Genomic DNA, 12,813 nt, shown 5'->3' with positions numbered 1-12,813 from the left:
GTGCCAACTTTGTAATGAGTATACGGCACAGATTTTTTTGATATTTTTATATTAATGAGGTGGCTATTTTAATTATTTAGTTAATTTTATTTGTTAACGAAAATAAGAATTCTTATCGTTCTCGATGTCAGTTATATGGAAATCGAGATATCTAATGAATCGTTTAAACGATCAGATCCCCCCTTTCGAAGCAGTTAATGATGTTCCCGCTGCATGCTTTCTTAATGCCCTTGCGCGCGAAAGTGAGCTTATTCAGTTTGAGCATAACTCCTCTGTTACCTTGTACAACATTCCCTTGTCCGGTGAACGAAGTATTTCAATTAAGCTCAGTCACTTTTCTTCACTTGGAGGTCACGAATACCTCTTTCCAGCCATGTTGAATGACCAGGCAACCGATGTTTCTCAACCTATTAGGTTTTCTCAGTTGCTCGCGTTAGTGCTTGATGAGCCTGCCTTAGTTGGGCTGCTCAGCAAAGAGCAGAAAGCGATATTCACCCAGCGTGTGACTGAGAGCTACCACAATACGTATCTGGCTGCGCAGAATCATCCGAATGGATCTAAATTGTTTGAACAGCGGCTGGACTTTACTCAAGCAGAGCAGAGTCTTTTGGTTGGCCACTCGTTCCACCCAGCACCAAAGAGTCGTGAACAATTTAGTTTTGAAGACGCGAAGCAGTTCTCTCCAGAGTTTGGTGGTCATTTTGCTTTAGTTTGGTTGGCGGTTAGCGAAGATGTGCTGATTGGCGATAGCTCTGCTGATTCTACGTTATCGCAGCGATTGCAGGCGTTAGTCTCACAAGATGGAGCTTTGTGCCATGGGCTTGAAGGTCGACTGAATGATGGCGAGACGCTGTTGCCTGCTCACCCTTGGCAGTGGCAAGTGATGCAAGAGCTGCCAAGCATTCAGAAATATTCGCAGCAGGGCAAAATTCGTCAGCTAGGTCAGTTGGGCGCACAGTGGTATCCAACATCGTCGACACGTTCGCTGTATTCCCCGTCGTTACCATACATGCTGAAGTTTTCTCTCAGCGTGAAGCTGACTAACTCCATTCGCAATTTGTCACTCAAAGAAGTCGTACGTGGTACGCGATTGAATGATCTTTTCCAGCACTCGTCACTGCAGGAAACACTTGGCGATGGGGCGGGTTTCCAATTAATGCAGGAGCCTGCATTCCTTGGCTTAGTGGATCAAAACGGTGAAGTGATTGATGAAAGCCTTGTCGCATTGCGTGATAACCCATTAGCCACCCAGCCCGATCAAGAAGCCGTCGTACTGGCAACCTTGACCCAACAAAACCCGTATGGTGGGGCAAATCTCTTGGCGAACCGCGTTAGTGAATATGCCCGCACACAAAACATTGATGTGAAACATGCGGCAACAAATTGGTTTGACGCTTACTGCCGACACACAGTGGTGCCTCTGTTTCATCTGCAAGCTAACTTTGGTGTAGTGTTTCTCGCCCATCAGCAGAACATAGTCATGCAGTTGGAGAATGGTTTTCCAATCGGAATGTACTACCGAGACTGCCAAGGAACAGGCTATACCGATCTTGCTTTTGAACTTTTTGGTGAGCAGCTAAAAGAAGCCAAGCGAGATGTTGAGAATTATTGGGATCAGGACAAGGTAAGACGCTATTTCGCCTACTATCTGATCATTAATTCCTCGTACAACGTCATCAGCAACTTAGCCGCCCAATGTGGAGTTGAGGAGATGGAACTCGTGGCTATCCTGCATCAACATCTCCGTCGTTTATTAGACGCAGGGGTTCGAGATGATCAGTGTTTGCGCTATGTATTGGAAAGCCAGTCCTTATGTTGTAAGGGCAACTTCTTCTGCTACCTGCAGAACTTCAATGAAAACTCTATTCCTGATCCTGCGGTGATCTATTTCGATTTACCTAACCCGTTAGTTCGCGTTAAGGAGACCAGCCATGCATGAGTTTCGCACCGTAACTTATCAGCCTGATAGCCTGCCTAAAGTCACTATCGCTATACAAGATAGTGACTTAAACCAAGCTGATTTATTGTCTTTGATGGTGGATGAACTGGATGCTTTGTTTAGCCAGCATGTTGAGCTTTTGGCTGTTGAGATCGAATGTCAGGACATCAATGTCTGGCACAAAGTTAAGCAGAAGTTGCCTATCTTTACTGACTGTACGTTAAAGCGCGCCGCATTCTATCAGAGCCAATTTAACTGGCTAAAGCACAAGCCTTCCGATCGCTATCCATTGCTTCAGGTCCAGACGGATAGCCGATATCGCCATCACCCGCAGAGGCCACCGATGCCGGAAGGTTTGGTTTACCAGCGTTATGACGCTAAGTCTGAATTAACAGTGAGTTTTCGTGTTTTTACGTTGGAGAAAGACCTCGATAACTTTACGATTTGGATGAACGATCCGCGTGTGGCCGAATTTTGGGAGCAAGCATGGAGCCGAGAGAAACTGGCTGAGTTTGCTCAGCAGCGCCTAGCTGATCCGCATATTATCCCCTTGATAGCGGAGTTCAACGGCCAGCCTTTTGGTTACATCGAAGCTTACTGGGTCGCTGAAGATCGATTGAGCCCGTATTATCCGGTCGAAAGTTTTGACCGCGGTATCCACTTGTTGGTCGGTGAAGAAAGTTTTCGTGGGCCTAAGTATTTTGATTGCTGGATGAGAGCAATCAGTCACTATCTCTTTATTGATGACGCCAGAACTCAGCGTATTGTTCTTGAACCTCGCCACGACAATCAGAGGCTATTCAAGCGCATTTTGCCGCTTGGCTATGACAAATGTATGGAATTCAATTTTCCTCACAAACGTTCCGCGTTGTTAATGCTCAATCGTGATCGATTCTTTGAGGAGCAATGGTGATGACACAATCCGCACTTCACAAGTATTGGCACATTGCGAACCTCAAAATGGTTGCCAAGCTCATCAGTGAATTTGGTTACGAGCAGGCGTTTTCGATCCACCGTGTAGAGCAAGGTTTCGTGCTTGAGCTTGATAACGGCACTACCTATCAATTTGATGGAAAGGAAAACATCTGGGGCCAAATCGTGATTGAGCCGCAATCACTGGCTCGCACATCACGAAATGGTGAACAAGAACCGCTTAGTGCAGCACTGTTTATGCGCGACATTCAGGCTTTGCTTGAGATGCCAGATGAAGCCATGGCAGAGCACCTTGAAGACCTCAATGCAACTTTGTGGAGTGATTGTCAGTTAATGGCGCGCAAGGCATCGATAACGGCTAAAGATTTGAGTCTAATGTCGTGTGAAGAGCAGCAATCTTATTTCGAAGGTCACCCAAAATTTGCATTTAACAAAGGTAGAAGAGGCTGGGGGAGTGAGGACTTGCTGCGCTATGCACCTGAATCTCAGCAAGCTTTTCAGTTGGGTTGGGTCGCTGTACACAACGATATTCTTCAAGTATCGACCAATCAAGAAGTCAATTGGGGCCAACTGGTGGAAAGCGCAGTCAACAAGGCTGACATTGACCAAATGCAATCGGTGATTTCCGGATTGGATCAAGATGTTGCTGATTACCATTTTGTGCCTGTCCACCCTTGGCAATGGCACAACAAACTTGCTTTGCTATTTACTCGTGAACAGGCCTGCAAGCAGTTGATTTATCTGGGTGAGTTTGGTGATCTGTTTCTTCCTCAGCTTTCCTTACGTACGCTGAGTAATGCCACCCGTCCGCAGAATTTCGATATTAAACTGCCGCTAACGGTGATGAATACTTCCTGCTATCGCGGTATTCCGGGGCGTTATATTCTAGCAGGCCCTAGCGCTTCTGACTGGATCCATTCTGTTTTCCAAAGCGATCCAATATTGCTGGAAAAGCAAGCCGAAGTATTGCAAGAGCCCGCAGCGGCATTTGCCGCTCAACATGATTATGCGCAGTTGCAACACGCGCCATATCGTTATCATGAGCTGCTTGGTGTGATCTGGCGAGAGTCGGCAATCTCTAAGCTCAAACAAGGCGAAAGCGCGATACTAATGGCAGCCTTGATGGAGACGGACTGCCAAGGTGCATCTTTGATTAGCGAGTACATTCGCGCATCGGGTGTGTCTATCGAGTCATGGCTCAGCCAGCTGTTCGATGCGGTCGTGATCCCTTACTACCATCTGCTGTGCAAGTATGGCGTTTCTCTGATTGCACATGGTCAGAACGTCACCTTGGTAATGGAAGATTCCCTACCAAAGCGAATCCTTCTTAAAGACTTCCAAGGCGATATGCGCTTGGTCGACAAGCATTACCCTGAACAGGATTCATTGTCTGACTCAGTAAAAGAAGTCACGGTGCGATTACCCGAAGAGCTAATCATTCATGATCTTCAAACCGGACATTTCGTGACGGTCTTGCGCTTTATCTCTCCGCTGGTGGAGCAAATCGGTGTCAGCGAGGAAACCTTCTACCAGATACTTGGAAACCGCATTCGTAGTTATGCAGGAGCGCTTCCAGAACTGGAAGAGCGCTTCCGATCTTTTGATCTATTTAAGCCCAGAATACTTCGAATTGGCCTTAACCTCGCCAAGTTCAGACACAACACGGATTCGAGCTCCTCAAGAATGCTGCCGGATATGGACGAACAGCTCGATAACCCACTCCATCTGTCAGCAAATAAAGAAGTAGCCACAGAGCTGCAATAAGGCTTAATGCTTGTTTAAGCCTTGGTTTAATAACAACTAAGGAACGTTCAATATGGAACGCACTAACGACACCATACTTGATTTGGCTGGCATTGGAGCTGGCCCATTTAATCTCAGTGTTGCCGCACTATTGGCTCAGAAAAACCATATCAATGCCCGATTCTTTGAAAGTCGGGAGCATTTTTCGTGGCACCCTGGGTTGTTGCTTGATAACACTAATATGCAGACTATGTTTCTCAAGGATCTGGTCAGCGCGGTATGCCCAGAGAACCCTTACTCGTTTCTGTCCTATTTAGTTAAAAACAAAAAGTTCTACCGTTTTCTATCTGCTGAGTTGAGCTGCATTAGTCGTCACGAATTTTCTGATTATCTCGCATGGGTGGCCCATCAGTTAGATAACGTGCAGTTCTCTTCGCGTATCGAGCATGTTGAGTTCACGGGTGACCATTTTGAACTGCACACCAGTCAGGGCAAAGTGGCGGCGAAGAACCTATGCATTGGGACTGGCAAGGTGCCGTTTATTCCAGATTGCGCGACAGCCTATATTGGTGAGCGCGTGTTCCATGCGGCTGAAATTGGCCTGCGCCAACGTGACTTTAACGGTAAGCGCGTTGCAATTGTTGGAGGTGGTCAGAGTGGGGCAGACATTTTCCTTAATGTACTAAGAGGCAAGTGGGGTAAGGTCGCCTCTCTTGACTGGATCTCACGACGATCAAATTTCCAACCTCTGGATGAAGCGGCGTTTACCAATGAGTTTTTTACCCCAGATTACGTTGATGCTTTTGTCGGTTTAGCACCTGAAGTGAGGCAAGCAGAAGTACAGGCGCAAAAGCTTACGTCTGATGGCGTAACGCAGAAATCCTTGTTGGAGATTTATCAGGAGCTCTACTACAGGTTTGATGTTTTAAAAGAAGATAAGTGGGTGCGCCTATTACCTCACCGTACGCTTAACAGAATGTACGAACTCCAATCAGGCTTTGAATTGGAGACAGCCAATGCGCTTAGCTCGCAATCCGAAGCACACGATGCTGATATTGTGATTTTGGCGACCGGTTTTCAGTCACCTTATCCCGCCTGTCTCGATGCGATTCTGCCATTGTTGGAACTTGACGAGCAGCAGCGCTACAAGATGAGTCCTGATTTTGAACTCAAGTGGAGCGGTTCTGCAAACAACAAGATTTTCGCCGTTAATGCAGGTATGCACACTCACGGCATTGCAGAGCCTCAGCTGAGCCTGATGGCGTGGCGAAGCGCAAGAATCATCAACTGCTTAGCGCAAGAACCCCTCTACGACCTTGATGCCGGAAAGGGCATGATTGAATGGACGACACCTTCAAAAGTTCATCAACTACTCTCGGCTTGAGAGGAGAGGACAACAACGTGAGTAAATTACATATGACTGATTTATATAAATAATTATACCGATAAGAGTTTTATATAAAGATGGAAATGAAAGTGTTAGTGAGTACTATTCTCGTTCTTATAGCGCTTTTGATTTAATTATAAACAGAGTGATAAACATGAAACTCAATAAAGGGGCATTCCCGTTTAGCCTAGTTGCAATTGCAGTGGCAGCAGCAACATCAACCGTTGCTTCAGTAGCAAATGCTGAAGAATACACCACGACCCAAGAAAAAATGGTGGTGGTATCCAGCCGAACACCAAAAGCGATCAGTGAGATCCCGGGTACTGTCTGGTACATCGATGCCGAGCAAATCGAGCAAGAGTATCGCGGTGGTAAAAGCTTGGATGAAATCCTAGCGGCGACGATTCCTTCGCTTGATGTCAGCAGTGGCGGTCGTACGCATCAAGGTCAAAATTTGCGTGGCCGCAGTATCATGGTGATGATTGATGGCGTGTCTCTACAGTCTGTTCGTTCGATCAGCCGCAGACTAGATTCAATAGACCCATTTAATATAGAACGAATTGAAGTGTTATCCGGTGCAAGTTCAATTTATGGTGCTGGTGCGAGTGGTGGTGTAATCAACATCATCACCAAAAAAGCGCAGGGCGAAGTGCCAGAGTTTGAGTCTTTTGTTGGCGGTACGTCTGGTCTGAATTCAAGTGAAGATTTCGACTACAAACTGGCGCAATCTGTCGCAGGAGGAAACGAGAAAGTGCAAGGCCGAGCATCGGTTGCCTACACCAAAACTCAAGGCTACTATGACGCTGATGGCACAATCGTGACGCCAGACATTTCCCAAGGCTCTACTCAGTTTAATGAGACGATTGACCTACTGGGTACTTTGCAGATCAATCTTGCTGAAGACCAAAACCTAAACTTGCTAGCACAGTACTACGATAGCCAGCAAGACTCGCCATATGGTCTGTATTTTGAAGAAGACGGTAACGGAAAATATCAGTTTGTTGAAGTGCGTGATGGTTACTCGGCTGATCGTCAGCAAGGTACAGAGCGAATCATGTTAAGTGCTCAATATAGTCATGCTAATTTTCTTAATCATCACCTTATTTCAGAGCTCTCATACAGAAAAGAAGATAACACCTTCACACCATATACTGAGGATGGCGCCGACAGCTTAGAATTAAGGTCATCAGCCCAGAATACGGAAGTATTATCATTAAAAGTTGCTCTTAATAAAGCTTATGGATCTTTCAATGTGACGTACGGTGCTGATGGTTTTATAGATAAGCTGACGAGCAATGAAGCGGTTTACAACACTACGATTACTGAAGGATCGGGTGGTATGGTCAATGTGATTGATACCATTGAAGGCAAATATCCTGGTGTAGACACCGAAGTGTTGGCAGGTTTCGTTCAGGCAGAGTATTCACTTACTCCTGATTGGTTGCTGCAAGGTGGTTATCGTTATCAGTACATGAATACTAAAGTTGCTGATTTCCAGAAAAATGCTAGCTCTGACTTCGTTCCTGGTGGTGAAACAGACTATTCGGAAGGCTTGTTTAATGTAGGCACTATTTATCATCTAACACCATCTTCACAAGTGTGGGCTAACTTCGCTCAAGGCTTTGATCTTGCTGATCCTGCTAAGCGCTATGGCAAAAGTGCGGACATAAATGTCAATGATACGCAGCTTGATGGCATTAAGACCGATAGTTATGAAATTGGTTATAGAAATGACCTAGATAACCTATCATTGCAAAGTGCACTTTATTATTCACATTCGAATAAATCGATCGAATATGCGGATGACCAGACAATTAAGGGGCTTAAAGATGCCAAGCGTGTATACGGCGCTGAAGCGCAGATTAGCTACTGGGCAACGGACAATCTTCAGTTAGGCTCTTCTGGCCACTATGTTATTTCTGAAGGTAAAACGGATAATGGTTGGGAAGACTATGCAGCCACCGAAGCTAGTACTTCTAAGGCGAGTGCTTGGGTTGGCTGGTATGAGTACGACTACAACGTGAAGCTGCAAAGCCTGACCACGTTTGATTACACCGATGCTGACAATCGCAAACTTGACGGTTATACCGTGGTTGACCTCGTGGGTAACTATCAGCTTCCTGTCGGTAGCCTTGGTTTCGGAATTAAAAACTTATTGAATGAAGATTATCTGACTACGTGGGCTCAACGAGCCGTTTACTGGTATGGAGATTCTCCTATCTATGACTACAAAGGTCGCGGCCGCACGTACACATTGAACTATCAAGTTAAGTTCTAAGAGTTTCATTAAGTAAAAAGGCCGCTCACTGAGCGGCCTTTTTTTATTGGTATCACTTACTACGCGTAGCTGAGCTTGTGATGTTGAAGCTCTGTACGCATACCCATCAATAGGCTGACACACATGGTCAGCAGAATCACAGTAAATGGTAAGCCAGTTGAGATAGTTCCTGCTTGAAGCGCTTGAATGGCCTCTGTACCACCAATCCAAAGCAACATTGCTGCGATAGCACCTTCTACCGATGCCCAGAAAATACGTTGTGGAATCGGTGCATCCACTTTTCCGCCTGACGTAATACTATCGACAACAAGTGACGCCGAGTCAGATGAGGTAATAAAGAACACCATAATCAATACGATAGAGATTACTGAAAGCAGTGTTCCCATTGGCATGGCGTCAAAGGCGTAGAACAGTGACAAAGTAATATCAGTCAGGCCGTTCTGGCCCAGTTCACCCACTTGATTGACAACTTGCTCAATCGCGATACCACCAAATGCGGACATCCAGACTAGGGTAATAGCCGTTGGAATTAGGATAACTGCAGAAAGGAATTCGCGTACGGTACGGCCTTTTGAAATACGGGCGATAAACATACCGACACATGGTGACCAAGATACCCACCAAGCCCAGTAGAATACCGTCCAACCTTGCATCCAAGCTTCGTCTTCACGGCCATATGGATTACTCAGTGGGAGCATATTTTCCACATAGCCAGTCAGTGTTGTTGGAATGGTACCCAGCGCCGTCGCCAGACCTGCAATGATCACAAACATCAATAGGGCGAAGGCCACAATCAGGTTGGTGTTACTCAACACTTTTACGCCGCCATCAATACCACGGACAACAGACACAACAGCTAGGCTGGTGACAAATGCAATTACTCCCAACTGCAACCCGAGACCACCATCAATACCAAACACATGACTGATACCGCTCGCGGCTTGCTGAGCGCCTAGACCCAATGAGGTTGCAAGACCAAATAGTGTCGCTAGCACTGCAAGGATATCGATGATATGACCAAACCAACCCCAAGTGCGATCACCCAGAATCGGATAAAACACCGAGCGAATAGAAAGTGGCAGACCTTTATTGAAGGCAAAGAAGGCCATCGCTAACGCGACCACTGCGTAAATCGCCCATGGGTGTAGACCCCAGTGGAACATGGTTGCACCTAGGGCCACTTTTGCTGCTTCTTCAGTGTATGGCTCGACACCTAGTGGTGTTTCAAACCAACCAGTGAAGTAAGCAACTGGCTCCGCAACGCCCCAGAACATCAGGCCGATACCCATGCCAGCGGCAAATAGCATGGCGATCCATGAAAGGTTGGAGTGCTCAGGTTTGGCATCGACGCCACCAATACGAATTTTACCAAACGGCGATAAAACCAGACCAATACAGAAAATCAGGAACACGTTTCCTGACCACATAAACAGCGTGTCAAATGACTCGATGATTTGCAGTTTTACGCCATCAATAGTGGATTTTGCAACGGTAGGATCGGCGATAAGAAGGGCGACAAGAAAGACAATGATCAGGCCCGCACTGGCACCAAAAACTGGGTTGTGAACGTCAAAACCCCATTTCTGAACGTTGTCCTGACCGACGGTATAATCGGTATTTTCAATACTATACCTATCCTTAGTACTACTCATTAATCCTCGCTAATTATTTAGAGTTCGAAATAAATTTTCCGGAGAAGGGTAACAGAATGCTAGTTCAAACGAAAGTGAGTCTGGTTTATTAACAATAATTGAGTAAATAATGGAAGGAAGATTAAGTAGAGGTCTAATGAAATGTGTCAAGCCTCAATGGTGATTTGCTCTCCTCATTAGAGAGGCCAACGCTGTATAAGCAGAGTATTTTATGGGCAGGCAGCGATCCTTGCTTTTGACGGTGCTGCCATAACCTTCGCGAGGGTAAAAGAGAGGGGATATTCCAGTGTCGCTACAGTTGGATCATCTCGCGCAGGCCTTGCACTATTTCGGCATTGTCTTCGGTCAGAGCTGCTTCACTCAGCGCATTGTTAAGGAATTCAGCATAATCTTTTTCTGCTGAGGTTTGAGCCTCTCGGCCTTTGCCAGTTAATACGGTGTAAACGCCTCGCTTATCTTTTGGGCACAAATCACGGATAGTGTGGCCGCCTTTTTCGAGTCTTTCTACGAGTCTGGTGACGGAACTTTGATTCAATCCTAAGCATTTAGCGAGCTCTTGCATTCTTAGTTCTGAATCAGGGGCCTCAATTAACAAGCTTAGCGCTCGGTACTCTGTAATACCTAACCCATGTTTTTGTTGTAGCTCTTTCGCTATCTGGGCTTCAACGCTGTCGATGACAATTTTCAGTTTTTGCCAGAGAAGAAATTGCGTTTTCATTTGAGGACCTCTTCGTCGTTGGTGAGGCGTCACCCTTACCGATTTGTTGTTATTTGCTTATATAAATATGTACATGCATTTAATTTGTAAGACCGAATTATAGCAGTAGAACAGATTATTGTGAAACTCTTCACATATTTAGTGTTTTATAAAGTTCTCATTTTAGGCGTTTCATTGCATCGATTTATTTTATTAAATTCAAAATCATCATTATAAAGAACTGTTTCATATAACCTATTTATATATATTTGTCGATTAACCTCTTGTTCTAGTAATAAAAACACATAATTTTCATTCTAAATATCAAACATGTTGTATGTGCAAGCATGTTGACATGATTATCGCTGATTAATAATATGCTTGCACATGCAAGTTAATGTTATTAGACAAGGAAGAGTCATGAAACTGGCGAGGGTTGTGTCAGCGCTATCGGAAAAAGTGAAAAAAGATCCAGAAAGCACGGCATTTGTTACTGAAGATAAAACATGGAGTTACCGCCAATTTGATCAGCTTGTTCAGCGTGCCGAACAAGAATTGGTCCGACTGAAGGTCCCTATTCAGGTAACTGTTGCTGTGTCTGCGGTAAAGTCTGTTGCAAATGTGGCTTTGTGCGTGGCTCTTGGTCAAAAGGGCTGCACTCCATTACTGATTTCTAAAGATTTGGGTAGTGAAGTTAAACCTCACATTTATCAAAAAGCCGCTGTCTGCTGTGAGCTGGTGATAAGTGAAGTCGAAGGCAAGGTTTCAGTTGTTGGGTCCTGGGATTTTGAGCGAGCGCCTCATGCTGAGGACGATAAAGATGTGGCATTAATGCTCACAACATCAGGGTCAACTGGTGTTCCTAAGGTTGTTCGCTTAACTCAAAGCGGAATCGATGCATTTGTTAACTGGTCAGAAGAATTCTTTAGCCTTGGCAATGAATCCAAGGTTTTGAGTTACGCACCACTGAACTTTGATTTGAGCCTATTGGAAGTATGGGCGCCACTGATGCTCGGGGCTTGCGTGATTATGGTGAGTCAGGAAAAAGCAACGCAGGCTTCTTATCTCAAAGCTTTAGTTTCTCGAACTCAACCAAACCTTATACAAGGTGTACCTATGCTTTATACGTTGCTTTGCCAGGATAGTCAGGCAGAGTCAAGCGTGTATTCACCTGAACATATTGTGTTCACGGGGGACGTCACGACGAAATCATTGAGAGAGCAAGTCGCGGCATACTATCCCTCTTCCCGCTTCCACAATATTTATGGTTGTACGGAAACCAATGACTCATTTGTTTTTAGTGCCGATGCTATAGAGATCAATCAGCTAGAAGTACTTCCTTTGGGAATACCTATTCAAGGCTCAACTTTTAAGATCGTTAATGATGAAGGTTTTGAGCTTAACGGTGCAGGTGAAGGGGAACTGCATACTTCTACGCCTTTCATGTCCCTTGGCTACACCGAGTCAGACAAAACGAGTCAGGCTTTCTATTTTGATGAAGCCAATAACCGATGGTTCTACAAATCGGGTGATCGGGTTTCCGTCAGTGACCGTGGAGAGATTTCATTGATTGGTCGAACTGATTTCATTGTAAAGGTTCGAGGCGTGCGCACTAATTTAAAGGATATCGAACATGTCATTAACCTTTCGCAGCAGGTCAAAGAGTCACTTGTATTGGCGGTGAGAGATGAGGTTGCGGGCTCAGTACTTCACGCCGTTGTTCACTGTAATTCAGAACAGGATTTCGATGGGATGTCCCTGCGTCTGCTGTGCGCCAAGCATCTTCCCAGAACGTCTATTCCATCTCGTTTTCACGTTAGTAAAACTTCCCTGCCTAGAACATCTACAGGGAAGCCGGACCGAACAAAAATTGCTCACACATTAAACCTATAGGAGAAAAACATGAACTACCGTACCGAGATCAAAAACTACATCTGCGGGGAGCTAGCCCCTGATATTGCTGCTGAGACGTTGCCTGAAGACTGTGATCTTCTTATGACAGGCGTCATTGATAGCTTGTCTCTTGTTCGACTTGTGGCCTGGCTAGAAGAAGAGTTTGAGATACCAACCGGTGATATTGAAATCGCACCTGAAGACTTCAGTTCGATCGAACGCATTGAACAATTTATTCATGAACATGCACCGCTAACAGCTTAGCTTTGCATTAAACGCTAAATCCAAACA

At 45.4% G+C, this 12,813-nt stretch carries 9 protein-coding genes; 7 read left to right on the top strand and 2 right to left on the bottom strand.

Annotation, left to right across the window (positions count from 1 at the left end):
• Nucleotides 1-154 precede the first annotated feature (154 nt).
• The 5 genes from VIC_RS18500 to VIC_RS18480 all read left to right on the top strand — a co-directional run bounded on the left by VIC_RS18500 (nucleotide 155) and on the right by VIC_RS18480 (nucleotide 8,280).
• Nucleotides 155-1,939 (top strand): IucA/IucC family protein, encoded by a 1,785-nt coding sequence (locus VIC_RS18500; protein ID WP_006961663.1) that lies wholly within the window; start codon nucleotides 155-157, stop codon nucleotides 1,937-1,939.
• Complete coding sequence (locus tag VIC_RS18495; RefSeq protein WP_006961662.1) at nucleotides 1,932-2,852, top strand: GNAT family N-acetyltransferase; 921 nt, start codon at nucleotides 1,932-1,934, stop codon at nucleotides 2,850-2,852. The genes VIC_RS18500 and VIC_RS18495 overlap by 8 nt, the downstream gene beginning before the upstream one ends.
• Nucleotides 2,852-4,636: an IucA/IucC family protein gene (locus VIC_RS18490; protein WP_006961661.1), complete on the top strand. Its 1,785-nt coding sequence runs from the start codon at nucleotides 2,852-2,854 to the stop codon at nucleotides 4,634-4,636. Before VIC_RS18495 ends, VIC_RS18490 begins: the two co-directional genes overlap by 1 nt.
• A gap of 52 nt (nucleotides 4,637-4,688) precedes the next feature.
• The gene (locus VIC_RS18485) at nucleotides 4,689-5,999 is read left to right on the top strand and encodes a lysine N(6)-hydroxylase/L-ornithine N(5)-oxygenase family protein (RefSeq protein ID WP_006961660.1); all 1,311 of its coding nucleotides are present in this window, start codon (nucleotides 4,689-4,691) and stop codon (nucleotides 5,997-5,999) included.
• 157 nt (nucleotides 6,000-6,156) lie between these two features.
• Nucleotides 6,157-8,280, top strand: coding sequence for a TonB-dependent receptor (locus VIC_RS18480; RefSeq protein ID WP_006961658.1), 2,124 nt, complete (start codon nucleotides 6,157-6,159; stop codon nucleotides 8,278-8,280).
• Between the two features lie 59 nt (nucleotides 8,281-8,339).
• Here the strand turns inward: VIC_RS18480 and VIC_RS18475 are convergent, their stop codons facing one another.
• Together VIC_RS18475 and VIC_RS18470 are read right to left on the bottom strand one after the other, a co-directional pair.
• Entirely contained in the window at nucleotides 8,340-9,932 is a 1,593-nt protein-coding gene (locus VIC_RS18475) for a BCCT family transporter (RefSeq protein WP_006961656.1), read from the bottom strand.
• A gap of 292 nt (nucleotides 9,933-10,224) precedes the next feature.
• Nucleotides 10,225-10,650: a MarR family winged helix-turn-helix transcriptional regulator gene (locus VIC_RS18470; protein ID WP_006961654.1), complete on the bottom strand. Its 426-nt coding sequence runs from the start codon at nucleotides 10,648-10,650 to the stop codon at nucleotides 10,225-10,227.
• Between the two features lie 399 nt (nucleotides 10,651-11,049).
• Between VIC_RS18470 and VIC_RS18465 the strand changes: the two genes are divergently transcribed.
• Together VIC_RS18465 and VIC_RS18460 are read left to right on the top strand one after the other, a co-directional pair.
• Entirely contained in the window at nucleotides 11,050-12,522 is a 1,473-nt protein-coding gene (locus VIC_RS18465) for an AMP-binding protein (protein ID WP_006961652.1), read from the top strand.
• Nucleotides 12,523-12,531: 9 nt separating this feature from the next.
• A complete protein-coding gene (locus VIC_RS18460) occupies nucleotides 12,532-12,786 on the top strand; it encodes an acyl carrier protein (protein ID WP_006961650.1) in 255 nt (84 codons plus the stop codon).
• Nucleotides 12,787-12,813: the final 27 nt, after the last annotated feature.

This window comes from Vibrio coralliilyticus ATCC BAA-450 (assembly GCF_000176135.1).
In the GTDB taxonomy this organism is placed as follows: Bacteria; Pseudomonadota; Gammaproteobacteria; order Enterobacterales; family Vibrionaceae; genus Vibrio; species Vibrio coralliilyticus.
This window is presented reverse-complemented; position numbering and strand designations above follow the sequence as displayed.